Origin of the sequence: Coprococcus sp. AM11-30B (assembly GCF_027674365.1) — a bacterium.
Lineage (GTDB): Bacteria > Bacillota > Clostridia > Lachnospirales > Lachnospiraceae > Allocoprococcus > Allocoprococcus comes.
Map to the genome: position 1 here is coordinate 144,456 of NZ_JAQDVB010000005.1, position 26,213 is coordinate 170,668.

The window sequence follows — 26,213 nt, forward strand, 5'->3', positions numbered from 1 at the left end:
AGTTAATTACCATTGGTAATTATATGAATGATTTTTTTATTTGTCAATAGTAAATAAAAAGCCAATATCAGATGCGATTTTTTCATCGCAAAAGATATTGACCATTGTTTTATATATTTCTCTTAATCCAACGATGTAAGAAGCCATTCTCTGTGTTTTCCATCCAGCTCCATTCCACTACCGCTGGCTCTCATAATTACAGATCTGAATGGCTGCACCAGGTGTTGTAACAATGACTTTGGACGGTGTGATGACAAGTGCTCCCTTTGCAGTAGCAGCACCTTTAAACATGTCTTCAACCATAGCCTTGAATGTATCCACGATGGCTCCCTCTGTAATATATTCCGCAGTTCCTTTGATCTGGTATCCTTCCAGATTCTGTGCATCGTATACGGAAAGTCACTATGAAATTTCATAGTAAAAGCTTCTAAAATAAATCCAGCATATTATCCAGATACAGTTCTTCTCTCACATGCAGCTGATATTCCGGCTTTGTCATATAATACAGCAGAAATTCCAGAACCAGCGCACTTCCAAGTGCCCTGCCCTCGATTTTAAAATTCGTAAATCCCATCAGCAAATAAATATTTTTGATGTCATCTACGCTGATAAATCCGGGATTGGTCATTACTTTTGAAAAGCGGTAGCCTTCTTTCGCATTCGGCGCAGTGCACCGATGTTCTTCCCCGGCTTCTCCCAGATTTTTCCGGCTCACATCTTCGTAACAGATTTTTCTGTCCCTGCAGCCAAACCAGCAGCATTCATTGCACAGAAATTCGACTTTATCTTTCTGGGCTTCTGATAATGTATTCCATTTATCCAACACCTTATTCAGGCGAAAATCCGGCACAACATACTGAAACTCTTCTCGCTGTATTTCCCGCAGGCACTCCTGAAACTCCGTCAAAACCTTCGTGGTAGATGAGACAAAATATAATCCGGGATAATTCTTTTTCAAATAATCCAGCAGCAGATCCGAGTGTACGATCACACCGTTTTTCACACCTGTGCCTTCCTCAAACAACCGACAAAACGCATTGCATCTCTTATCCGCAAGATGCTCTTCTCTGAGCAGGGAATTGCTAAAGGTCAGGCGGGCAGAAATCCTGTATTCCTTCGTAAGTGCAAGCACTTCTTCCGGCTCTGCCTCTCCCATCCCCACACGTCCACCGCCCCACAGGCAGTCTTCCGGAGCGCCATAAATAGAGCCAATCTCACACCAGTCATAAAAATACTCCCTGTGTGTATAAAACAACGGCAGAAACAGCTTGTACAGTTCATAAAATTCAAACAAGCCCGGAAGGTGGTAATATGCCATGTCTCTTTTCCTCTGAATTTTGAAACAATCGTTCTTCATTTTTCTTTACATCCTCCACTCCTGCTATTTGCTTTCATTCTCTTTTTTTATTTAGAAAACAATTACTGTTCCGTTTTACTTTAACACAAACTGTTTGAAATCAACAACATTACTTCCTTCATAAATAAAATACAAAGGCTGTACTCCTCTTACTGTTACTCTGCACTCTGGATCTGACATTCTCCATTCTTCCGATGGCATAATTGGTATTTTCCCTACATTCCCTGTCTTCACCAGATTGTGTAAAATAAGGGTGCTATCCGTTCCGGTCTTCCATCTGAGACCGCCTATCAGATTTCGAAAAGCTTTTCAACTGACGCCGACTCAATACCGCAGGCATGTCAAAAAAATTCTAAACCAAACCTTGAAGAAAATAAAATAAATTCTATTTACGAAAAAAGAATCTGTATACTTCAAAAATATAAGTACAGATTCTTTTCAAAATTTCTCAATTAAAAATAAAAAAGCAAGCAAAACGATAAGCCGGGTTATGTCGTGGACGTTCATCTATCCAGTTCTGCTGTTGCCAGCAGACTCAAGCGACCAACCTGAAGCATGACGGGCCGCCATACCACTTCTTTTCGGTCTTGCTTCGGATGGGGTTTACATATGCCCTGTGTGTTACCACCCAGGCGGTAGTCTCTTACACTGCCCTTCCAACCTTACCTGCATCTACAGGCGGTATATTTCTGTTGCACTATCCTTAGAGTCACCTCTACCGGACGTTATCCGGCATCCTGCCCTGTGAAGCCCGGACTTTCCTCGTCTGCAGCCTTTCGGCACCTGCATCCGCGAACGTCTGTCTTACTTGCCTTAGATACTTTATCATATTTTTTTATCAGTGTAAAGGATTTCTTCTACACTCCCGGATCAACCTGCAGCTCATTTCCGTCTGCTGCCGTTGTCGCAAGAGTATCACAACGTTCATTCTGCGGGTGTCCATCATGCCCTTTTACCCAATTGAAGTTCACCTGGTGCGGCTTTTTCGCTTCCAGAAGACGCTTCCACAGGTCGGTATTCTTGACCGGCTCATTCTTCCCACGCTTCCAGCCCTTTTTTATCCATCCCTCAATCCAGTGCTGATTGAATGCATTGACCACATATTGGGAATCAGAATAAAGCTCTACCTCGCAAGGTCTGTTGAGCGCTTCCAGCCCCCGGATGACAGCCATCAGCTCCATCCGGTTATTGGTTGTCCGCACATAGCCGCCAGAAAGCTCTTTAACGTGAAGTTCTCCCTTCGGGTCTACATATTCCAGAACGACTCCATAACCGCCCGGTCCGTCCGGATTACCTCTTGCCGCTCCATCTGTATAAATACTGACTTTCATAAATTGTCTCCTTATAGTTCAAATACCTGTCCCTTTTCCCGGACCCGCATGATCTTCTCCCGGTATGGCTCTGATACTTCCATTCCGATAAGCCGGTCCTGCACCTCGTACTGCTTCCACATATGCATCGGAAATACAATCTTCGTATCCGTATGCCGCATATACCAGTCAAAGCCCCAGTAAAACTGCTCTTCCTGTCTCGGGTCAAGCACGACAAATGCAAGATCGATCTTCTCACCGACCAGCGTTTCAATCTCCTTTTGATAATCGCCGCGCATCATCCGGTTATACGCATCATCTTCCTCTTCCCAGTGCCACCAGTTCAGATCCCCTGCATGATAAATGATCCTGTCTTCGCATCTTACCAGAAAGGCAACCCCTTCATCGGTTGAGCGCAGGCTTTTTACCTTTGTATCCCCGACAGTAATCTCATCCCTTTTTCGCATGAAATGTTCCGATTCACGCTGCTCCTTTTTCGCAATTCTGATATCCTTCGGGAAAATATATTCCACATCCGGATACACATCCGCAAGCTTCAGGATCTCTCTGTTAAAATGATCCGGATGGGAATGGCTGGCAAACACCAACAGCTTCTTCGCTGGATCAAACTCCGGCATCGTTCCTTCATAATAGTCAAATAATAGAATATGGGATTCCAGTTCCACTGAAAATCCGCTGTGTCCGATATACGTCACCCTCATCTGTCTGCCTACTCCTCAACATCATCATGTTCACCGACTGCCGTCTCTGTCGCATAAACAATCTCCGGAAGAACATATTCCAGACACTCTTTAATGATCTTCGGACTTCCCGGAAGATTGACGATCAGGGATTTACCCCGGATACCTGCTGTTCCTCTCGTCAGCATTGCCCTTTTTCTGGTCCGTGTCATAAAAAGACGCATCGACTCTCCGATCCCCGGAATCTCCTTATCGACCACTGCCTTTGTCGCTTCCGGAACACAGTCCTCTTCTCTGCATCCGATCCCACCGATCGTAAGGATCAGATCTGCCATCTGTGCATCCGCGATCTTCGCAAGGATCTTGCGGATAACCTCCCTGTCATTTGGTACCGGCTGTACAAGCTCTGTCTTGAAGCTGACCTGATCGAGCACTCTTCGCACGATTGGCGAACACGTATCATCCTTCTGTTTTCTGTATATCATGGTGTCTGCTGATACAATTGCTACTTTCATAGATGTCCCTCTTTTCTTTTCTCCTCACGTATAGATTTCATGGTATCTTATATGACCATTCATTCCATGAAAATGTATCCCCTAACGTATAGACTTTAGTATAACATACTCTCGGATTGCCATGCAAGTTTCCTACCGCCAATCGAATTGATTTAAGAAAAATTTTAGATAATGATGCAAACCATACCTCCGTTGCTGTCATTGACGATCTTCTGCATGGTGTCCTGCAGTTTTGCCTGACTTTCATCTCCGATCATGGCGATCTTGTTTCGCACGCCATCCATCACCAGCTCTTCGATCGATTTTCCGAAAATATTGGTTCCCCAGACTCCATCCGGGCTCTTTGCCGCCTCGTTGATATAATTTACCAGATCCTTTGCCTGCTGCTCACTCCCCACGATCGGCGCGATCTCGGTCTCAATGTTAGCTCGGATCATATGGATAGAAGGTGCTTCCGAACGGATCTTTACTCCGTATTTATTGCCCTGCCGGATTACCACTGGATCGTCCAGCCGGATTTCTTCTCTTGTCGCGCTGACTACACCGTAGCCTTTCATTTTAACCGAAGCAAGTGCATCTTTGACACTTTCATATTCTTTCTGGAGCATGGCAAGATTACGCACTGTATGGATCAGATCATATTCCCCGCTGATCTGCGTTCCGGTCAGATCACTTAACATTTCATAATAACAGCCATCTTCTACCTTGATTTCAACCGAGATTTCACCGGTATCCATGGACACACCTGTTACATTTACTGCATTTATGTAGGTACTCTGCTCCGGCTTCCGGATCTCCATCGCATCCCGGATTTCTCCGATTCTGCCCATGACTTCTCTTGCATAAGATACCAGCTCTTCCCGGACCTTGTGATCTGCTGTAAGTATTTCCACCCATTTTGGAAGGAAAAAATTTACTTCTGTGACCGGAAATGCAAAGAGCACATTTTCCATGATCCGGTGGATATCTTCTTCCCGAAGCTGTTCACAGTTGACCGGAAGTGCCGTTACCTGATATTCTTTCTGGATTTCTTCTGCCACGTTTTTTGCCTCTGCGCTGTATGGTTTCCGGGTATTGACCAAGACCACGAACGGCTTGCCAATGCTTTTCAGCTCCTGGATCGTTTTCTTTTCTGCCGCCCGGTAGCTGTTTCTGGGAAGCTCTCCGATACTTCCGTCTGTCGTCACAACAATCCCGATCGTGGAGTGGTCATGGATTACCTTTTTCGTCCCGATTTCTGCCGCCTTTGTAAACGGAATTTCTTTTTCGTTCCACGGCGTTTTCACCAGACGTTCTGCTCCATTTTCCATGTGACCGGCGGCTCCCTCCACCATATAGCCCACACAATCGATCAGACGCACCAGCACACTCACATCCTTTGCGAGCTGGATTTCGGCAGCTTCTTTTGGCACAAATTTCGGCTCCGTTGTCATGATGCTCTTCCCTGACGCAGACTGCGGAAGCTCATCCACCGTCCGCTCTTTTGCATGCTCATCGGTCATTTTCGGCAGCACCAGCACATCCATAAAACGCTTGATAAAGGTTGATTTGCCACTCCGTACCGGTCCTACCACACCCAGATAGATCTCTCCATTCGTCCGGCACTGTATATCCTTGTATAAATCAAATGTATCCATACACTGTCCCCCTTTGATTGCTGATACAGTGTATGCGGGCTTTCCCCGGTTTAGAACAACTATACTGCCAGTTCACTTTTACTTTCTTGCCATCAATTTCAAAATCGGGTATGATAAATGGTAACAAAAAGCGTATTACAGGCACGTAATGCCTTTCATTTATCAGAAAATCCTATCGGGATTTTCTTACAGTCAAAAAAGGAGGTATCCTATGCACGTAGGAAGAAAAGCACAGAAAAGAGAAAAAAAAGCCATGTCTGTCTCCCTGTACGGGAATCTGTTTTTCGTTATCGTTGAGATCGTCATGGCAATCTACACCAGTTCCCAGGCAGTTCTTCTGGACGCAATCTATGACGGAGTCGAGTTCTGCATGCTCCTGCCGTCGCTTTTTCTGATTCCGCTACTTTACAAGCCATCCAATGAAAAGCACCCGTTCGGTTATATGCAGATTGAATCTATGTTTGTCGTTGTCAAGGGCATTACCATGACTGGCGTTACCGTCGGGCTGATCCTGAACAATATCGAAATCATGATTCATGGTGGCAGAAAAGTCGCTTTTGATACCATTGCCTGGTTTGAATTATTTGCATTTTTTCTGGGAATTACCGTATCCATTTATCTCAAATATAAGAATCGTCTGATGGATTTCCCACTGATCACAATGGAAATGGAAGGCTGGGAGATCGACAGTATTGCCTCTTTCGGTATGGCAATTGCCTTCTTTCTTCCGGTTCTGCTGCCTTTTCCATGGTTCAGACCCATAACACCTTATCTTGACCAGATCATTACCGTCACCCTGTCCATCTTTATGCTGCCGACGCCGATAAAGACGGTAATAACCGGACTTCGGGATCTGTTCCTGATCCCGCCGGAGGAAGAGACTGTTGATGAAATTAAAGAAACGATCGAACCTGTCCTAAATGCCTATGGTTACAAAAAACTCTACTATGACATTCTCCGTACCGGAAGAAAGCTCTGGATCAGTGTTTACATCACCTTTGACAAAGATCTGGTTTCCATTACCCGGTTTAAGATCGTACAGAATTTCTGTATCCAGGCTCTTGCGAAAAAATATACGGATTTTTATTTTGAACTTCTGCCGGATATTGTGTTTACCACGGATGATGAGGCATTGACCAATCATATCGTAAACCAGTCGGAAGAAGTGGATCCGAATGCATAATTTGCAGACTGAATTATCTGATCTTTATTCTTTAAAAATACTCATTTTCCAAGAAAAGCTGCCTTAATCGGCAGCTTTTCCTTTAAATTCTTTGATTGGATTCTTGATAAATTTTATGTACTGCTTTCTCAGCCATTCGATCAGCTTCGTCAGATACCGAAGTACCGGCTCGGTCGCGATAGAGAATACTACAAAAAGCATAATGCATTTTCTGGACATTCCCGTAATCGCAAATAACTGTGGCAGGAAGATACTGCATCCTAACAGTCCGATCACGCATCCGATCCAGACGATCATACGCAGTGCATTCATCGGCTGGCAGATCCGGTAAAGGATCATGAATCCGACAATTGCAAGCAGCATCGTCGCCGCCGTAGAAATATCTTTGGATGCAACTCCGAACGTCTGTCCAAATACAACCAGCGCACCAACCGCAAATACATCCGTAAGTCCTGCCGGAAGTGCCTTTAAGAACACATTGGTCAGGAAGTGTCCCTTAATGATATCCCGGTTCGGCTGCAGTGCCAGGAAGAATGCCGGAATACCGATCGTATACATGCTGATCAGCGATACCTGAGATGGCTCCAGCGGATAGGTAATCATAAAGACTGCCGAGAAAATTGCAAGCAGGAAGGAAAAAATATTCTTCACCAGGAACAGACTTGCTGAACGCTGAATGTTATTGACAACTCTTCTTCCTTCCAGAACAACCTCCGGCATCCTTGAAAAATCGGATTCCAGAAGTACCACCTGGGACGCCTGGACCGCCGCATCGCTTCCTGATGCCATCGCCACCGAACAGTCTGCATCCTTCAGGGCAAGTACATCATTAACACCATCACCGGTCATAGCGACCGTCATTCCCTGCTTTTTCAGTGCCTGCACAAACTGTCTTTTCTGTTCCGGGATTACCCTTCCGAAGACCGTATATTTGCTCACCGCAAGGGCAATATCTTCTTCGGTCTTTAATGTTCCCGCATCCACGTAATTCTCTGCGCCTTCAATTCCGGCCTGCTTCGCAGTCTCCGATACGGTGATCGGATTATCACCGGAAATAACTTTTATCGCAACACCCTGGTTCGCAAAATATTTGAAAGTCGCAGGCGCTTCTTCCCTGACTTTATTGAGAAGGAGGATATAACCAAGCGGCGTTACCGTTCCAGTCAACGGCTTACCATCCGGCTCTCCATCATAGCTTCCAAATACCAGTACACGGAACCCCTTGGACGTATACTGTTCTATTCTTCCCTGATACTTTGTATAATCCTCACGCAGGACAAATTCCGGTGCACCAAGCACATATGCCTGATCTTTGAAAATTACTCCGCTATATTTGACCGTGGAAGAAAAAGGAATCACTTTTTCCGGCACTTTATCTGAATGCTCTGTAAAATGTTCTTTCATCGCACACATCGTGCTGTTATCCGCGTCCATTCCTTTGACAAAATCGCCGATCATCCGGTTCAGATCCGGCATCTTTTCTTCGTCATAGGCCTTGGCTTTCGCCACTTCGCTGACACACATACTGTCTTCCGTGATCGTACCTGTCTTATCAACACAAAGCACATTCACCCGCGCCAGAGTCTCGATACTCTTCATATCATGGAGCAATACCTTCTTCGATGCAAGACGCATTGCGCTCACCGCAAGTGCCACGCTTGCAAGAAGATATAATCCTTCCGGGATCATGCCGATCACTGCAGCAACCATGGAGATAATGCTCTGCCGGAAGCTGTCGTGATTATAGAAATAACTCTGCACGAACAAAATGATTCCTATCGGGATCAGTGCGATTCCGACTATTTTTACCAGCTTGTCCAGGGAATGGATCATCTCCGACTGTTCCCCCTGCTGCATGGCTTTTGCTTCCAGAGTCAGCTGTGAAATATAGGAATCTGCTCCGACCTTGTCCAGACGTGCATGACAGCTTCCTGATACCACAAAACTACCTGACATCAGATGGTCTCCACGCTTTTTCGTGATCTCATCGGATTCACCGGTAAGTAAAGATTCATTGACCTGAACCTCACCAGCTTCAACGACCGCATCTGCACAGATCTGGTTCCCTGCACGAAATACAACAATGTCATCCACAACCAGCTGATCCGCCTCCAGATTCAGCGATACCCCTCCACGGATTACCTCTGCGTGCGGCGCATTCAGCATGGTCAGCCTATCCAGTACTTTCTTGGATCGGATCTCCTGAACGATCCCGATCAGTGTGTTGCAGATAATGACCGGCAGGAATGTCAGATTTCGAAAAGAACCTACCAGACACAGCAGAATCGCCAGAATCAGAAAGATTAGGTTGAAATAGGTAAATATATTATTATGAACGATCTCTTTTGTCGTAAGTCCCGGCGGGGTAACCTCATCATTGGTCCAGCCATTCTCTTCCCTTATCCGGATCTGCTCGGGATTAAGACCTACCCGGTAGTCCGGAACCACACGCTGGATCTCGCCGCGAACGACCTCTTCCTCTTGTGTTTCTTTTTCTTTTTTTCCGAATTTCATACAAAAAATCCTCCTGTATACACGTCATTATACGCCTATACGGAAGGATTTTCCATTAAGACTTTATGAAATTTCTTTGAAACTTTAATTCCACGGAAGGTTACTGTATTCGCTGCGTCCGTCACGCATCATCAGTTCGCTTACCGCATCCTTTGCAGGTTTGCCTTCAAAAAGTACCTGGTTGACCTTTTCCACGATCGGCATGGATACCTCATATTTTTCAGCCAACTCTCTTGCCGCTTTTGCTGAATACACGCCCTCGACTACCATCTTGACCTCAGCCATCGCTTCTTCCATCGTCATTCCCTCACCGATCAGAACACCTGCCTTACGGTTACGGCTGTGCTTACTTGCACAGGTGACGATCAGATCGCCGATTCCGGTAAGTCCGGTAAAGGATTCCAGCTTTCCACCCATCTTTATACCCAGCCTTGTAATCTCTGCAATTCCTCTGGTGATCAGAGCAGCTTTGGTGTTATCCCCATATCCGAGTCCATCTGCAACTCCGGCTGCAAGTGCAATGACATTTTTCAGGGAGCCACCAAGCTCAATTCCTTTGATATCCGGACTCGTATAAACGCGGAACACATCATTCATAAAAATTTTCTGCAGATAAATGGCGGTTTCTTCTGTCTCTGCTCCGACTACAACCGTTGTCGGAAGTTCGCGGCTTACTTCTTCCGCGTGACTTGGACCTGAAAGAACAGCTACATTTGCCTGCGGAATCTCTTCTTCAATCTGCTCGGAAAGTGTCTTTAAAGTACCCTCTTCAATTCCTTTTGCCACATTGACCAGAATCTGCTCTTCCTTTACATACGGGCACATTTTCTTCGCCGTAGCTCTGGTTGCCATAGACGGAACTGCAAGAACGACCACATCTTTTCCTTCCACGCTTCCCTGCAGATCTGTTGTGATCTCGATCTCCTCCGGGATATGAACGCCCGGAAGCTTACTTGGATTTTCCCGCTTCTCCCTAATCTCATCTGCTTCTTCTTTTAAATAAGACCAGATGGTTACATGATGTCCGTTTTTATTCAGTACCAGCGCCAGGGCCGTTCCCCAGCTTCCTGAACCGATAACTCCGATTTCTGCCATAATTATTACCTCTTATTTTTTCTTTTTTGAAAAACTGATCTTGCTCTCTGTACCATTTCTCAGACGTCCGATATTCGCATGGTGGCGGATAAATGCAGAGAGAACAAAAAGCGCTCCGATTCCATACATTTCAAACAGATACTTCTGCGCCATTCCAAACATTCCCATCTGTCCGTCAATGACAAGTCCGACAAGGAACAGTACGGAAATCACCAGCGATCCCAGTGATACATAACGTGTCACGGCAACAATTACGATAAACACAATCAGACATACTGCCGCAATCCGAATATCTGTAGATAAGATCATACCTGCCGTAACTGCAATTCCCTTTCCGCCCTTGAACTTCAGATAGAATGGAAAATTATGTCCAAGCACTGCCCCAAAACCTGTATACAGCGAAAGGAGCGGTAAAATATCTGCGTGAGACTGTCCGTAAATTCCGCGGACCACCAGAACTGCGATCACGCATTTGAAGCAGTCACCTAGCAGGGTGATCATTCCGGCTTTGATTCCCATGGTGCGAAGTGCATTGGTAGAACCTGCATTTCCGCTTCCCATCTTGCGGATATCTACCCCCTGAGTTTTTCCATAGAAATAGCCGGTCTGAAACAGACCAAATATATAGCCGATCAGCAAACATACAAGACGTTCCATCTTATTTGTCCTTCTCCTTTCTCTCCCTGATAAAGAATTTAAGAGACGTTCCACGGAAGCCAAACGCTTCACGGATCTTATTCTCCAGATATCTCGTATAAGAGAAATGCATCAGTTCTTTATCATTTACAAAGATGACAAATGTCGGCGGTTTGACCGCTACCTGGGTAATATAGTAAAGTTTCAGCCGTTTTCCCTTATCTGACGGCGGCTGCTGCATTGCAACAGCTTCGGTCATGATCTCGTTAAGGACACCCGTAGCCACACGGAGTGTCTGGTTCTCAATAACGGTGTCGATCATGTCAAAGAGCTTCGGAAGTCTCTGGCCTGTCAGTGCAGACACATACATGATCTCTGCGTAAGGCAGGAAAGACAGCACCATCCTGATCTGATGCTCATATTCCCTCGTGGTCTTATCGTTCTTTTCAATGGCATCCCATTTATTTACAACGATGATGACACCTTTTCCACGCTCATGTGCGATTCCTGCGATCTTGGCATCCTGCTCGGTTACTCCTTCTGCCGCATCGATCACAACCAGGACCACATCCGCTCTTTCTACTGCCGTAACTGTACGGATAATACTGTAGCGCTCCAGTTCCTCTTTGATCTTATTCTTACGGCGAAGTCCTGCTGTATCAATGAATACATACTCTTTTCCATTGTGCATTACTTCTGTGTCAATGGCATCTCTTGTAGTTCCGGCAATATCGGATACGATCACACGGTCTTTTCCGATCAGACGGTTGATGATCGAAGACTTCCCGACGTTCGGTTTCCCAACGATCGCAACTCTCGGACGGTCATCTTCCTCTTCCTGGCCTGCCCCTTCCGGAAAATATGCCAGAACCTTATCCAGCATATCTCCAATTCCAATTCGTTCCGATGCTGAGATCGGAACCGGATCTCCGATTCCCAGATTATAAAATTCATACACATCCGGCATCATCTTGTTAAAATTGTCCACTTTATTGACAACAAGGATGACTGGCTTGTGGGAGCGGCGGAGCATATCTGCCACTTTTGAATCGGAATCTACAAGTCCCTGCTTTACATCTGTCATAAACAGGATCACATCTGCAGTGTCAATGGCGATCTGTGCCTGCTCTCTCATCTGGGAGAGGATCACATCACGGCTGTCCGGCTCGATTCCACCGGTATCGATCAACGTAAATTCTTTATCGAGCCAATTCACTTCTGCATAAATTCTGTCGCGGGTAACACCCGGCGTATCTTTAACGATTGCTATCTTTTCTCCTGCCAGTGCATTAAAAAGCGTCGACTTTCCAACGTTCGGCCGCCCTACAATGGCAACAACTGGTTTACTCATATTTTCTTCCTCCTGATATTTATTCGGAATTCTGCTTCTATATCATACTAGATTTCTTCAAAAAATGCAATTTTTTAACGCCTCTTTCTTGTCATTGCTTTTAAATAATGGTATAAAGGATAGGTAAGATTAGATAAAAAGCGCGTAAAACGCTTATTATAAGGAGGCACTCATGACAAATATCGAACTTATGGAAAAAGCTCTTCCGACAGCACCACTTAAAATTGCTGCTCTGGAAAGTTGCAAGGATCTGGCAGAAAAAGTGGATCAGTACATCGTATCGTTCCGCAAAAATTCTCTGCATGACTTTCTGGATCCTGCAATCTATTCATCTTATGAAGCAGATTCTTATCTTGCAAAGAACAGTTGCCCACGTTTTGGTTCGGGGGAAGCAAAGGGAATGTTTGGCGAAAGTATCCGCGGAAAAGATCTCTTTATTATGGTGGATGTCTGCAACTACAGCCTGACATACACAGTAAACGGACATATCAATCACATGTCACCGGATGATCACTATCAGGATCTGAAGCGTATCATCTCCGCTTCTACAGGGAAGGCACACCGTGTAAATGTAATTATGCCATTCCTTTACGAAAGCCGCCAGCACAAGAGAACCAAACGTGAATCTCTGGACTGTGCAATGGCTCTGGAAGAATTAACCGCAATGGGTGTATCTAACATTCTGACATTTGACGCACATGATCCGCGTGTACAGAATGCGATCCCACTCAACGGTTTCGACAGCTTCAACCCTCTGTATCAGTTCATCAAAGCTCTGTTTAAAGCAGAACCGGATCTGAAAGCAGACAAAGACCATCTGATGATCATCAGCCCGGATGAAGGTGCAATGCAGAGAGCCGTATACTTCTCCAACGTACTCGGGGTTGATATGGGTATGTTCTACAAACGCCGTGATTATTCTACCATCGTAAATGGTAAAAATCCGATCGTTGCACATGAATTCTTAGGTGACGATGTACATGGAAAGACCGTTATCATCATTGATGATATGATTTCTTCCGGTGAAAGTATGCTGGATGTTACCAGACAGTTAAAAGACCGCGGAGCTGAGCGTGTATTTGTATGTACTACTTTTGGTCTCTTTACAGAAGGCCTTGACAAGTTCGATGAATATTATGAAAAGGGATATCTGGACAGACTGATCACAACCAATCTGACCTATCTGCCTCCACAGCTTCATGATAAACCGTATTTCATTGAAGCAGATATGAGTAAGTTCCTTGCACTGATCATTGATTCGATGAATCATTCTACATCTATTAGTGCGGTTATGAATCCGACGGATAAGATTCATGATTTGCTTGCGAAGAGAAACATGAGATAAATTTTGTTGGCGGGAAAGTAAGGATATATTAGCGAACAGACGCCGCAAAAGAACCATAAAGCAGGACAGCTTCCTTTGTGCAAACCATTCCGATGAGCCTCTGAAAGCGAAAATCGTGTTCAGCAATGGCTTCCACGATTTTTGAGTCTCATCTCCATTGCACAAAAATGGAATCTGTCCTGTTTTATGGTTCTCTTGCGGCTGTTTGTTAGTATATTTTTACTTTTCTGGCAAACAAGAAGCTCTTTTTTATATCATATTATTTTGAAAATACTGCATCATTTTTTGTAAGAAGATATATACAGTATTGATTCATACTAATTCCTTCTTTTTGAGAGTGTTCTGCTAGACATTGTAATATTGATTTTTTATATGGACTTTCAGACTGTATGGATACAGACTACATTATCGTTTCCCGAATCGAATCTCCAGAATTATACAATCTTCTGGTGGAAATCAATAAAAATGATGACATAAAAAAAAGAATTATGGCATATGCGCAGAAATTAACTAAAATGCCGTAAACCAATATCTTTCATGGTTTTACGGCATTCTTATTTATCGTATTTACTTATACTGTCCTGTCCCCATCAAAGAATTCCTGTCCGGTCGGGTATGTATAGGAATCTCCGATTTCATGGAGAAGGACGACTTTTAATTTATTATTCAGTGTTTTTTTATCCAGCTTGATTGCTTCGGTAAGCTGTGGGAGTGGGACATCGGCTTTTACCGGAAGTTTATAAGCTTCCAGGACTTTTCGGATGTGCTCGGCTTCGCCTTTTTTGGTGAGTCCTTTCTCTTCAGCGATCTTTGTGATCTGGTACATTCCGATGGCTACAGCTTCACCGTGGCTTTCTCTTTCATAGCGGAAGTGCTGCTCAATGGTATGGGCAAGGGTATGTCCGAAGTTCAGGAGAATCCTCTCTCCGGTATCAAACTCGTCTTCTTCTACAACACGGCGTTTGATATCGACACAGGTTGCGATCACATCGGTTAAATGCTCTTTCAAATTCTCATAGGATCCGCATTTCTCCAGAAGATCAAAGAGCTTGCGATCCTTGATGCATCCGTATTTGATAACTTCCCCCATGCCGTCCGTCACGTAACGCTCCGGCAGGGTTTCCAGTACATCCGGATCGATCAGTACCATCTTCGGCTGGTAAAAGGCACCTACCAGGTTCTTCCCCTGCGGAAGATCGACTGCAACTTTTCCACCAACAGAAGAATCTACCTGTGCAAGAATGGAAGTTGGAATCTGTACGAACTTGATTCCTCTAAGAAAGGTCGCTGCCACAAATCCGGCAAGGTCTCCTACCACTCCACCGCCAAGTGCAACGATCAAGTCTGTTCTGGAAATCTTTGCTTCCAGAAGAGAGCTGTATACACCCGGAAGGGTTTCGAATGCTTTTGACGGTTCTCCATGTGGAATCACGGTTTCCGTACACTCATATTTTTCAGAAAGATTTTTCTTAAGCGCTTCTCCGTAATAAGAATAAACTCTGTCATCGGAAATGATCATGATCTTTGATCCCCGATATACTTCTGCTATTCTTTCTGCTGCTTCTTTCAAAATTCCTCTTTCAATATAAATCGGATAGCTGTGTTCCTTTAAATCTACCGTCATTTTCATCGTTTTGTTCCTCCCAGGCTGCTGTTTTTTACATTTCTTTACCGACTGCTTTTGCGATTCCGGTAATCTCTTTTAACAGTGTATCATATTTTTCCGGTTTCAGCGACTGTGCTCCGTCACAAAGTGCCGTTTCCGGACTGTTATGTACTTCGATGATCAGCCCGTCCGCTCCTGCTGCAACTGATGCTTTTGCCATCGGATCAACCAGCCACCATTTTCCTCCTGCGTGGCTCGGGTCCACAACTACCGGAAGATGGCTGAGTTTTCTTACTACCGGAATAGACTGAAGATCCAGTGTATTTCTGGTATAAGTCTCGAAGGTACGGATTCCTCTTTCGCAGAGGATAACATTTGGATTTCCGGATGCCATAATGTATTCTGCTGACATCATCCATTCTTCGTAAGTTGCATTAAGTCCTCTCTTCAAAAGGATCGGTCTCTTTGTCTGTCCGAGCTGTTTTAACAGGTCATAGTTTTGCATGTTACGTGCACCGATCTGGATCAGGTCTACCTTTTCATCGAAGATTTCCAGATATTCCGGTGACATCAGTTCTGTTACGATCGGAAGCCCTGTCTCTTCTCTTGCTGCACATAAGATTTCCAGACCTTCAAGGCCAAGTCCCTGGAATGAATATGGGCTTGTTCTCGGCTTGAATGCACCACCACGGAGCATATTTGCACCAGATGCCTTAACAGCCTTTGCGATCTCGATCACCTGCTCTTCTGACTCTACAGAACAAGGTCCGGCGATCAGTGCCAGATGTCCGCCACCAACTTTGACACCAGATACATCTACGATGGTATCGTCCGGATGGAATGCACGGTTTACAAGTTTATAAGGTTCCTGTACATGCATAACCTTCTCAACAGAAGAGTCTACTTCGAAAAGCTTTGGATCCACACGGACCGTATCGCCGATACAGCCGATAATTGTAAGATCCTCACCTTTTACAGTATGTACTTCCAGTCCCTTTGCACGGACCATATTCTCAACTCGTTTTACGTTTTCATCACTTGTTCTTGGTTTTAATACGATAATCATAATCTTTTTCCCTTTCTTTTCTCTCTACTAATCATCGAACATGTCTTTTAGAAGTTCCTTCGGAATTTCTGTTAAACTATGCGAAACACGCTCCGCAAGTTTCTCAAATTATCGCGGCAGTCGCCAAGTTTTCGTGCAAGCACGGACTTTGGCTCGTTGCTCGCGTAAATAAAAAAACCCCCGTCTTCTGCAAAAACAGAGGACGAGAGTATTATATACTTCGTGGTTCCACCTCATTTTACAATTGTCTCACGACAACTGCCTCGTCAGGTACGTCGTTCATAACGGTTATACCCTTGCAGATAACGGCTGCTACCGGAAATACCTATTAACAATTCTTCAAAAGAATGCATTCAGTATCCTACTCCAAGAGGAATTCAATATAATCTTCGGTATCCTTCTTCCACCGATAAAGGACTCTCTGTGACGTCTTATTATATTTACTACTTCTTTTCATTGTATTTTGATAGTAGAATATGTAATTTTTAAAATCTATAGCCTATGTTACACGAATCAATAGGCTTTGTCAATCATTTTTAGTAAATTAACGCGAGAAATATTTTTCTTTGATAATATCAACCGGCATTTCTTTTCCTGTCCAGAGCTCAAATGATGCAGCACCCTGATATAACAGCATGTTCAGACCATTCAGCGTCTGGCATCCTGCTGCTTTTGCTTTCTTCAGAAATAACGTCTCTTCCGGATTGTAGATTACATCAAATACAAACAGATCTTTTCTGAACACACTGTCATCTGTGATGATACATCTGTCTGTCTTCGGTGCCATACCGATAGACGTTCCGTTTACCAGAATGGCACTTTCTGTGATCTCCTTTTTGAGGACTTCCGGATCAGAGAAGTCATAGAGGTTGATCTTACAGTCTGTCTTCTCATGAAGTTTCTCGATTGTCTTCTCCGCGCGTGTGAAGAATTCATCACGGATGTTGAATACCGAAATCTCTGCCACTTTGTCAAGTGCTGCCTGGATCAGAATCGCTGCTGCTGCTCCACCCGCTCCAAGAAGTGTCATCTTCTTGCCAATGATATCAACGCCTGTCTCACTGACTGCACGCATGAATCCAATTCCGTCTGTCGTATAGCCTGTCAGGACACCGTTATCATTCACAACAGTGTTGACCGCCCCACCGATCTCAGATGCCGGTGAAAGTTTGTCAACCAGTGAACACATCAGATTCTTGTCAGGCATAGTCAGGTTGAATCCTCTGACTCCCATGACTTTCAGGCCATCTACCGCTGTCTTTAAGTTATCTGTTCCAACATCAAATGCCAAATATGCGTAATCCAGCTCCAGCTGGCGAAATGCCTCGTTATGCATCATTGGGGAAATGCTGTGTGCTACCGGACTCCCCAGTAATCCGGTAAGGACTGTATGTCCTGTAATCTCGTATGCCATTATCTTTTCCTCCTGCGTTACATTTTCACACTGTAAAGTGCTACTTTTGTCCTTTATCATACCATATTTTTCAAAATACGCAAGCATCGTTATAAAAAAGACGATATTTTCCTGCCTTTGAAAAAGCATTTTGAAAAATTTTGAATACCAAATAAGAATGAATGTTCCTATGTAACAAAAAGAGTATCACGTTTCTTCTTGTTCACGTGATACTCTTTCTTTCATGGCTTCTGACTGTTACTGCTGATATACGTTTTACTTTTTCATTTACAATCTGTTTTATTTTACACCATGGTCCACCTGGTACATATGCGAAATCAGGCGGAAGATCTGACTGGTATATCCCCATTCATTATCATAAAAACTGATCAGTTTGAAAAAATGACCGTTTACCTGGATTCCTTCCCTTGCATCAAAAGAGGATGCGTGATTATCTCCGATAAAATCGGAAGAAACAACTTCATCATCCACATAATCCAGAATCTCCTTAAGAGTTGTTTCGGAAGCTTCTTTCATTTTCTTGCAGATATCTTCATAAGTGGTTTCTGTCTTCAAAGCGACATTCAGATCCACAATGGATACATCTGAAGTCGGTACACGATAAGAAATTCCATTCATGCGGTCCTTTAACGCCGGAATAACAAGTGAGATTGCCTTTGCAGCTCCTGTTGAAGATGGAATCAGATTTCCGAATACAGCACGACCTGTACGCCAGTCTTTCAGCGAACGGCAGTCAACTACCTTCTGTTTTGCTGTAGCTGAATGGATAGTAGACATCAGACCATACTCTATTCCATAATTATCCTCCAATACCTTACAGATCGGTGCAAGACAGTTTGTTGTGCAAGATGCATTTGAAACGATCTGCATAGACGACTGATAAAGTTCATGATTCACTCCCATTACAAATGTCGGTGTGTCCTGATCTTTAGCCGGTGCAGAGATGATCACTTTCTTTGCTCCACTCTGGATATGCGCCATTGCTTTTTCTGTCGTACAGTAAGCACCTGTCGCATCTATAATGTATTCTGCTCCACACTCTCCCCACGGAATGTCAGCAGCATTATTTTCTGAATACACTCGGATCTTCTCACCATTTACAACAATTCCATCCTCATATTTTTCCAAATTTCCCTGGAAACGTCCAAAGATCGAATCGTAACGGATCATATAAATCATATAATCCAGATCTGCGTTTCTCACATTGATCCCACAAATTTTAAATTTTTCCGGCTGATTGATGGCAATGCGGAATGCAACTCTCCCAATACGTCCAAATCCGTTTATGCCGATTGTTATTGCCATATTAAATACCTCCCTGTATATGACATATTGATACTCTTTGTATCTTTTCCCTTGCAATAACAGTCCGCCACAATCTATTGCGAGTGTAACACACTTTTTTTTGAAATGCTACCGAAATGGCAGTAATTAATCATTTAACAGGATTCCCATTTTTTTAACAAAAAAGGATGCGCTTTTTCAAACGCACCCTCTGTCACTTTTTATGCAATTACTCTGACTTTCAGAACACCCTCGATCATTTCCAGACCTTTTACCACGTCTTCTGCCACATCATTATCCACATCGATCATCGTATATGCATAGCTGCCACGGCTCTTATTCGTCATATCATCGATATTGACATTATCCTTTGCCAGAAGCGCAGTAAACTGACCGATCATATTCGGAATATTTCTGTGTAGAATCGTAATTCTTGTTTTATCCCTTACCCCCATATCGCATGCCGGGAAATTGACAGAATTACGGATATTTCCATTTTCCAGGAAATCTTTCAGCTCTTCTACTGCCATCTTTGCACAATTATCTTCTGATTCAGCAGTTGACGCTCCCAGATGCGGAATGACAATCGCATGCTTTACTCCTGCGATCTCCGGTGTCGGGAAGTCAGTTACATAGCGTCCGACTTTTCCTCCAACAAGTGCATCCACAATGTCTTCGCTGTTCACCAGTACATCTCTTGCAAAGTTCAGGATCACAACGCCCTCTTTCATCAGACTGATGGCATTCTTATTGATCATACCCTTGGTATCTTCCAGTGCCGGTACATGGATTGTGATATAATCGCACTCCTTGTAGATCTCATCTACATTCTTAGTGTGATGGATGCTTCTTGAAAGTCTCCATGCGGAATCTACAGAAACATATGGATCATAACCATACACTTCCATCCCGAGATGTGTAGCCGCATTGGCAACCAAGACACCGATTGCACCAAGGCCGATCACGCCAAGCTTCTTTCCCTGGATCTCACAGCCTGCAAATGCTTTTTTCGCTTTTTCTGCATCTTTGGCAATATTGCCATCCTCTTCGTTCTCCTGTACCCAGTTGATACCTCCAAGGATATCTCTGGATGCAAGCAGCATACCGGCGATCACCAGCTCTTTTACACCATTGGCATTTGCCCCTGGTGTATTAAATACAACGATTCCCTGCTCCGCACATTTGTCCAGTGGAATATTATTTACACCGGCTCCGGCACGGGCAATCGCTTTTAAATCTTTATCAAATTCCAGTTCATGCATTCCGGCACTTCTTACAAGTACCGCATCTGCTCCTGCCATCTCACCGGCAGGTACATAGTCATCACTGAATTTCTCTAGTCCAACAGGAGAAATCGGATTTAAGCAAAAATATTTATACATATTACAGATTCTCCTCCTCAAACTTCTTCATAAATGCAACCAGGGCTTCCACGCCTTCGTATGGCATTGCGTTATAAATACTTGCACGCATACCACCAACAGTACGGTGTCCTTTCAGGTTCTCAAGACCTGCTTCTTTTGCCTCTTTTACAAATTTGGCATCCAGCTCGTCACTGCCTGTCACAAATGGTACATTCATAAGAGAACGGTCTTTCTTTTCTACCGTACCTTTGAACAGTTTGCCCTGATCCAGGTAGTCATAGAGCAGTTTGGCTTTCTTTTCGTTGCGTTCTTTCATAACTTCCAGTCCGCCCATCTTTTTCAGCCATTTAAATACCTTACCGCAGATATAAATTCCATATGCCGGCGGTGTATTGTAAAGAGAACCTGCGTCTGCATGTGTCTTGTATGTAAGCATGGTCGGTGTTCCCGAAAGTACATCCTCCGTAATCAGATCTTCGCGGATGATCGCGATAACAACACCCGCTGGTCCGACATTCTTCTGGACTCCACCATAGATGAGACCATATTTTGTCACATCTACAGGCTCGGACAGGAAACAGGATGATACATCCGCTACCAGTGTCTTGCCTTTCGTGTTCGGAAGTTCCTTGAATTTGGTTCCGTAAATTGTATTATTTTCGCAGATATATACATAATCTGCATCTTCATCAACCGGCAGATCCGAACAGTCAGGAATGTACGAAAAGGTTTTATCCTCGGACGATGCGATCTTATTCACCTTCCCATATTTGGATGCTTCAGCAGCTGCCTTTTTGGCCCACTGCCCGGTAACAATATAATCCGCTACTTTGTTCTTCATCAGATTCATTGGAATCATTGCAAACTGCTGGCTTGCGCCACCCTGAAGGAACAGTACTTTGTAATTATCCGGGATTCCCATCAAATCACGAAGATCCTGTTCAGCGGTTTCAATGATTTCAGCAAAAGCTTTCGAGCGATGACTCATCTCCATAACGGACATTCCACATCCTTTGTAATCCAGCATCTCATTTGCTGCTTCTCGTAAAACTTCTTCCGGCAGTACTGCCGGTCCTGCTGAAAAATTGTAAACTCGTTTCATATTACTCCTCCATTCCTGCTCTACGTATCTGTCGCTGCATATGTTTTTCTAGTTTGTCTGCTGTTTTTCCTGCAGATCCTTCTCGTCAAAAACTTCACTGATCGGAGCACCCGGAGCAACCATCGGCCATACCTTGTCATCGCTGTCAATCTGGCAGTCAATCACCACCGGACCGCCTGCATTTAAAGCAAACTTAAATGCATCTGCGAATTCTTCTCTGGTCGTAGCTCTTACCGCTTTCGCCCCCATCGCTTCTGCGAGTTTCACAAAATCTACTGCATCATTCAGAACAGTTGCTGAATAGCGCTGTCCGTAAAACAGATTCTGCCACTGTCTTACCATACCAAGCACATGGTTGTTCACTACAACCTGGATGATCGGAATGTTATAACGCGCCGCTGTTGCAACTTCATTCATATTCATACGGAAACATCCGTCTCCGGCGATATTGACTACCGTCTTCTCCGGTCTGCCCATCTTGGCTCCGATTGCGGCTCCAAGACCGTATCCCATGGTTCCAAGGCCACCTGACGTAAGCAGTGTTCTCGGTTTTGTGAATTTATAATACTGCGCTGCCCACATCTGATGCTGTCCAACCTCTGTGACGATGATCGCATCACCTTCTGTCTGTTTGTAAATCTCTTCGATCACATACGGACCAGTCAGACTTTCCGGATGATAGGTAAGCGGGTATTTCGCTTTATATTCCTGGATCTTTTTAATCCATTCGGTGTGTTCCTGCTGTGGCAGTTTTTCATTAACTGCCGCAAGCACTTCCTTGATATCTCCAACCACACCTTCATCGATGATGACATTCTTGTTCATCTCTGCCACATCAATATCAAACTGGAGAATCTTTGCATTACTTGCAAATTTATTTGGATTACCTGTGACACGGTCGGAGAATCTTGCACCGACTACGATCAGAAGATCACATTCACTGACTCCAAAGTTCGATGTCTTGGTACCATGCATACCAAGCATTCCTGTATAAAGTTCATCAGTTCCCGGAAATGCACCTTTTCCCATCAGGGAATCACATACCGGACACTGTACCTTGTCTACGAATGCACGGAGTTCTTCACTTGCATCAGATAATATAGCTCCACCTCCGACGAATACGAACGGACGCTTTGCTTCTTCGATCATCTCTACTGCCTTGTCAATATCTTCCATACAGATTTCTTTTTTGTATTTTACGATTGGCTGGATTTTGACAGGCTCATACTCTGCTTTATTGCCTGTCACATCTTTCGGGATATCGATCAGCACCGGTCCCGGTCTTCCGGACTGTGCGATCTCAAACGCCTTGCGGATCGTCCTTGCAAGATCATTGACATTCTTCACAATAAAATTATACTTTGTGATCGGCATCGTAATACCGGTAATGTCAATTTCCTGGAAACTGTCTTTTCCAAGAAGCGGTACCCCTACATTACAGGTGATCGCAACAATCGGAATAGAATCCATAAATGCGGTCGCGATTCCTGTTACGAGATTTGTTGCTCCAGGTCCACTGGTCGCAAAACACACCCCAACTTTACCAGTGGCACGCGCATATCCGTCCGCCGCATGAGAAGCTCCCTGCTCATGCGATGTAAGGATATGTCTGATTTCATTACTATGCTTATATAATTCATCATATACATTTAAAATTGCGCCACCCGGATATCCGAATACGGTATCCACGCCCTGCTCTTTTAAACACTCTATCAGTATCTCTGCACCATTTAATTGCATTGTACATTCCCCTTGTCCAGATTTTATTTTATTTGTGTGGAACTTCCAGAACTGCTCCACGGTTTCCTGAAGTTACCATTGCTGCATATCTTGCAAGATATCCTGTTGTAACTTCCGGTTCTCTTGGCTGCCATTTTTCTTTTCTTCTTGCAAGTTCTTCATCTGAAATTCTTGCATTTAATTTCAGGTTCGGGATATCGATCTCGATGATATCGCCTTCCTCGATCAGTGCTACCGGTCCGCCGACTGCTGCTTCCGGTGATACGTGTCCGATAGAAGCTCCACGGGATGCACCGCTGAAACGACCGTCTGTAATAAGTGCTACCGATGAACCAAGTCCCATACCTGCGATTGCAGAAGTCGGATTCAGCATCTCCGGCATACCAGGACCACCCTTTGGTCCGACGTAACGGATCACTACAACATCTCCCGGATGGATATCTCCGCCTTTAATTGCCTTGATCGCATCATCTTCACATTCAAATACTCTTGCAGGTCCTTCATGTACCAGCATTTCCGGTACAACTGCAGAACGTTTTACAACACTGCCATCCGGTGCGATATTACCTTTGAGGACTGCAAGTCCACCAGTCTGGCTGTATGGATTGTCGATCGGACGGATTACTTCCGGATTTTTATTTTCGCATCCTGCGATATTTTCTCCAACTGTCTTTCCGGTTACTGTCATGCAGTCTGTGTACAGAAGGCCTTTCTTATTCAGCTCGTTCATAACTGCATATACACCACCTGCTTCATTCAAGTCTTCCATATATGTAGGACCTGCCGGTGCAAGGTGACAGAGGTTCGGAGTCTTTTCGCTGATTCCGTTTGCAAAATCAATTTCAAAATCCATACCGATCTCATGTGCGATCGCCGGAAGGTGAAGCATACTGTTGGTTGAGCATCCAAGTGCCATATCAACAGTCAGAGCATTTAAGATGGCTTCTTTTGTCATAATGTCTCTCGGACGGATATTTCTTCTGTACATTTCCATTACCTGCATACCTGCATGTTTTGCAAGACGGATTCTTTCTGAATATACAGCCGGAATTGTTCCATTCCCCTGAAGTCCCATACCAAGTACTTCCGTCAGACAGTTCATACTGTTAGCTGTATACATTCCAGAGCAGGATCCACAGGTAGGACATACTTTATTTTCAAATTCACATACATCACATTCGTCCATTGTTCCTGCTGCGTAGGATCCAACTGCCTCGAACATGCTGGAAAGACTTCTCTTCTGTCCTTTTACATGTCCTGCAAGCATTGGTCCGCCACTGACGAACACTGTAGGTACATTGATACGGGCTGCTGCCATCAAAAGCCCAGGTACATTTTTATCACAGTTCGGGATCATAACAAGGGCGTCAAACTGATGCGCCATTGCCATTGCTTCTGTCGAATCTGCGATCAGATCTCTCGTTACCAGAGAATACTTCATACCGATGTGTCCCATTGCAATACCGTCACAGACTGCGATTGCCGGAAACATGATCGGTGTTCCACCTGCCATGGCAACCCCCATCTTTACTGCATTTGCAATTTTATCCAGGTTCATATGTCCCGGAACGATTTCGTTATAAGAACATACGATTCCGACAAGCGGTCTCTCCAGTTCTTCTTTTGTAAGACCAAGCGCATTGAACAATGATCTGTGCGGCGCCTGCTGCATACCTGTTTTTACATTATCACTTCTCATGATTTTATAATCCTCCTGTAACTTTTGGCTCCATTCTATTACAGTTCCGTCCTGCTTCTCTTTCCCCATAGCAGTACGGAACTGTATCTTTCCCAATCCTTGACTATCGAATTCTTTCGCAGATCAGATCTCCCATCCGGGCTGTTCCAACCTTTGTACATCCGTCTGACATAATATCCCCGGTTCTGTATCCATCTTTTAACACCTGGGAAACTGCTGCTTCAATCGCATCTGCTGCTTTATCCTGATCCAGGCTGAAACGAAGCATCATTGCTGCTGAAAGAATTGTTGCTATCGGGTTTGCAATTCCCTGTCCTGCTATATCCGGTGCCGAACCGCCACTTGGTTCATACAGTCCGAACCTGGTTTCATTCAGACTTGCACTTGCCAGCATTCCGATCGAACCGGTTACCATGCTTGCTTCATCAGAAAGGATGTCTCCAAACATATTCTCTGTAAGAATGACATCAAACTGCTTCGGATCTCTTACAAGCTGCATTGCACAGTTGTCAACCAGCATATGCTCCAGTGTAACTTCCGGATAATCTTTCGCAACTTCTTCTACTACTTTTCTCCAGAGTCTTGAAGAATCCAGTACATTCGCCTTATCGACGCTTGTCACTTTCTTTCTTCTCTTCATTGCAATGTCAAACGCGCGGATCGCAATCCTGCGGATCTCATCCTCATTATAGGTAAGTGAATCGAATGCAGTCATCACACCATCCACTTCTTCTGTCTTCCTCTCTCCAAAATAAAGACCGCCTGTCAGTTCACGCATGATCATCAGATCAAATCCGCCTTCTGTAATCTCTTCTTTCAGAGGACATGCACCCTTCAGTTCATTATACAAAACCGCCGGACGCAGATTTGCGAACAGGTTCAGTTCTTTTCTGATCTTCAGAAGACCGGCCTCCGGTCTCTTTGACGGTTCCAGCTTATACCACGGGGAAGTCTTTGCATCTCCTCCAATGGATCCCATCAGTACGGCATCACATGCTTTTGCTTTTGCTACCGTCTCATCTGTAAGCGGGACTCCATGTACATCAATGGATGCGCCCCCAAGAAGCAGCTGTTCATAAGAACAGTCAAATCCGTATACCTCTCCTGCTTTATCAAGAACTTTCATCGCTTCCGTTACAATCTCCGGACCGATTCCGTCACCTTTAATTACTCCGATTTTCAGGCTCATCTTTGTCATTCCCTTCTATGTATCTGTGATTTTTGTACCATTTTTCGTTCCAAAAATCTGTTAAACACTATAATACCGTATTTTTTGTCAGGTTTCAACCCTTTA

General features: G+C 44.4%; 22 protein-coding genes, 1 other RNA gene, 1 pseudogene and 1 other annotated feature. Of the genes and pseudogenes, 2 read left to right on the forward strand and 22 right to left on the reverse strand.

Annotated elements, in window-relative coordinates; all coding sequences use genetic code 11:
- Positions 1–177: 177 nt before the first annotated feature.
- From PGU50_RS04500 to spoIVA, 8 genes are all read right to left on the reverse strand, one after another.
- Positions 178–321, reverse strand: a complete 144-nt coding sequence (locus PGU50_RS04500) for a hypothetical protein (protein ID WP_243002759.1) — start codon at positions 319–321, stop codon at positions 178–180.
- A gap of 106 nt (positions 322–427) precedes the next feature.
- Positions 428–1,318, reverse strand: coding sequence for a hypothetical protein (locus PGU50_RS04505; protein ID WP_270246206.1), 891 nt, complete (start codon positions 1,316–1,318; stop codon positions 428–430).
- 114 nt (positions 1,319–1,432) lie between these two features.
- Entirely contained in the window at positions 1,433–1,558 is a 126-nt protein-coding gene (locus PGU50_RS04510) for a hypothetical protein (protein ID WP_270246208.1), read from the reverse strand.
- Positions 1,559–1,820: 262 nt separating this feature from the next.
- Positions 1,821–2,168, reverse strand: an RNA gene (gene rnpB / locus PGU50_RS04515) — RNase P RNA component class A.
- A 46-nt stretch (positions 2,169–2,214) separates the two neighbouring features.
- On the reverse strand, positions 2,215–2,688 hold the full coding sequence (gene rnhA / locus PGU50_RS04520) for a ribonuclease HI (RefSeq protein ID WP_008374972.1): 474 nt from the start codon (positions 2,686–2,688) through the stop codon (positions 2,215–2,217).
- Between the two features lie 11 nt (positions 2,689–2,699).
- Positions 2,700–3,389 carry an MBL fold metallo-hydrolase gene (locus PGU50_RS04525; RefSeq protein ID WP_118198387.1) on the reverse strand — a complete coding sequence of 230 codons (690 nt, stop codon included), beginning with the start codon at positions 3,387–3,389 and terminating at the stop codon, positions 2,700–2,702.
- An 8-nt stretch (positions 3,390–3,397) separates the two neighbouring features.
- Positions 3,398–3,883 (reverse strand): MogA/MoaB family molybdenum cofactor biosynthesis protein, encoded by a 486-nt coding sequence (locus PGU50_RS04530; protein ID WP_117834041.1) that lies wholly within the window; start codon positions 3,881–3,883, stop codon positions 3,398–3,400.
- Positions 3,884–4,047: 164 nt separating this feature from the next.
- Positions 4,048–5,520 (reverse strand): stage IV sporulation protein A, encoded by a 1,473-nt coding sequence (spoIVA, locus tag PGU50_RS04535; protein WP_270246209.1) that lies wholly within the window; start codon positions 5,518–5,520, stop codon positions 4,048–4,050.
- A gap of 211 nt (positions 5,521–5,731) precedes the next feature.
- On the opposite strand from spoIVA, the gene PGU50_RS04540 reads away from it, so the two are divergent.
- The gene (locus tag PGU50_RS04540; protein ID WP_270246210.1) at positions 5,732–6,703 is read left to right on the forward strand and encodes a cation diffusion facilitator family transporter; all 972 of its coding nucleotides are present in this window, start codon (positions 5,732–5,734) and stop codon (positions 6,701–6,703) included.
- 63 nt (positions 6,704–6,766) lie between these two features.
- Here PGU50_RS04540 and PGU50_RS04545 read toward each other — a convergent pair whose 3' ends face one another.
- From PGU50_RS04545 to der, 4 genes are all read right to left on the reverse strand, one after another.
- Complete coding sequence (locus PGU50_RS04545; protein ID WP_270246212.1) at positions 6,767–9,217, reverse strand: cation-translocating P-type ATPase; 2,451 nt, start codon at positions 9,215–9,217, stop codon at positions 6,767–6,769.
- An 84-nt stretch (positions 9,218–9,301) separates the two neighbouring features.
- Positions 9,302–10,312, reverse strand: coding sequence for an NAD(P)H-dependent glycerol-3-phosphate dehydrogenase (locus PGU50_RS04550; RefSeq protein WP_270246213.1), 1,011 nt, complete (start codon positions 10,310–10,312; stop codon positions 9,302–9,304).
- 12 nt (positions 10,313–10,324) lie between these two features.
- The gene (gene plsY / locus PGU50_RS04555) at positions 10,325–10,969 is read right to left on the reverse strand and encodes a glycerol-3-phosphate 1-O-acyltransferase PlsY (protein ID WP_270246214.1); all 645 of its coding nucleotides are present in this window, start codon (positions 10,967–10,969) and stop codon (positions 10,325–10,327) included.
- 1 nt (position 10,970) lies between these two features.
- The gene (der, locus tag PGU50_RS04560) at positions 10,971–12,299 is read right to left on the reverse strand and encodes a ribosome biogenesis GTPase Der (RefSeq protein ID WP_118198390.1); all 1,329 of its coding nucleotides are present in this window, start codon (positions 12,297–12,299) and stop codon (positions 10,971–10,973) included.
- Positions 12,300–12,471: 172 nt separating this feature from the next.
- Here der and PGU50_RS04565 point away from each other — a divergent pair, with 172 nt between their 5' ends.
- Positions 12,472–13,644 carry a ribose-phosphate pyrophosphokinase gene (locus PGU50_RS04565; protein WP_008374954.1) on the forward strand — a complete coding sequence of 391 codons (1,173 nt, stop codon included), beginning with the start codon at positions 12,472–12,474 and terminating at the stop codon, positions 13,642–13,644.
- A 259-nt stretch (positions 13,645–13,903) separates the two neighbouring features.
- On the opposite strand, the pseudogene PGU50_RS18110 reads toward PGU50_RS04565, so the two are convergent.
- The 10 genes and pseudogenes from PGU50_RS18110 to leuB all read right to left on the reverse strand — a co-directional run.
- A pseudogene (locus tag PGU50_RS18110) lies at positions 13,904–13,999 on the reverse strand (toxin-antitoxin system HicB family antitoxin); the annotation flags it as partial.
- Positions 14,000–14,215: 216 nt separating this feature from the next.
- Entirely contained in the window at positions 14,216–15,274 is a 1,059-nt protein-coding gene (gene aroB, locus PGU50_RS04575) for a 3-dehydroquinate synthase (RefSeq protein ID WP_270246215.1), read from the reverse strand.
- Between the two features lie 28 nt (positions 15,275–15,302).
- A complete protein-coding gene (aroF, locus tag PGU50_RS04580; RefSeq protein ID WP_008374949.1) occupies positions 15,303–16,316 on the reverse strand; it encodes a 3-deoxy-7-phosphoheptulonate synthase in 1,014 nt (337 codons plus the stop codon).
- A 195-nt stretch (positions 16,317–16,511) separates the two neighbouring features.
- Positions 16,512–16,782, reverse strand: a binding site (T-box leader).
- Between the two features lie 78 nt (positions 16,783–16,860).
- Complete coding sequence (locus PGU50_RS04585; protein ID WP_270246217.1) at positions 16,861–17,730, reverse strand: shikimate dehydrogenase; 870 nt, start codon at positions 17,728–17,730, stop codon at positions 16,861–16,863.
- 279 nt (positions 17,731–18,009) lie between these two features.
- The gene (gene gap, locus PGU50_RS04590; protein WP_270246218.1) at positions 18,010–19,035 is read right to left on the reverse strand and encodes a type I glyceraldehyde-3-phosphate dehydrogenase; all 1,026 of its coding nucleotides are present in this window, start codon (positions 19,033–19,035) and stop codon (positions 18,010–18,012) included.
- A gap of 200 nt (positions 19,036–19,235) precedes the next feature.
- Positions 19,236–20,396 (reverse strand): phosphoglycerate dehydrogenase, encoded by a 1,161-nt coding sequence (locus PGU50_RS04595; protein ID WP_008374946.1) that lies wholly within the window; start codon positions 20,394–20,396, stop codon positions 19,236–19,238.
- Between the two features lies 1 nt (position 20,397).
- Positions 20,398–21,480, reverse strand: coding sequence for a 3-phosphoserine/phosphohydroxythreonine transaminase (gene serC, locus PGU50_RS04600; protein WP_270246219.1), 1,083 nt, complete (start codon positions 21,478–21,480; stop codon positions 20,398–20,400).
- A gap of 48 nt (positions 21,481–21,528) precedes the next feature.
- Positions 21,529–23,220 carry a biosynthetic-type acetolactate synthase large subunit gene (ilvB, locus tag PGU50_RS04605; protein WP_117556166.1) on the reverse strand — a complete coding sequence of 564 codons (1,692 nt, stop codon included), beginning with the start codon at positions 23,218–23,220 and terminating at the stop codon, positions 21,529–21,531.
- Between the two features lie 28 nt (positions 23,221–23,248).
- Complete coding sequence (ilvD, locus tag PGU50_RS04610; protein WP_008374941.1) at positions 23,249–24,919, reverse strand: dihydroxy-acid dehydratase; 1,671 nt, start codon at positions 24,917–24,919, stop codon at positions 23,249–23,251.
- Between the two features lie 103 nt (positions 24,920–25,022).
- On the reverse strand, positions 25,023–26,108 hold the full coding sequence (leuB, locus tag PGU50_RS04615; RefSeq protein ID WP_055297292.1) for a 3-isopropylmalate dehydrogenase: 1,086 nt from the start codon (positions 26,106–26,108) through the stop codon (positions 25,023–25,025).
- Positions 26,109–26,213: the final 105 nt, after the last annotated feature.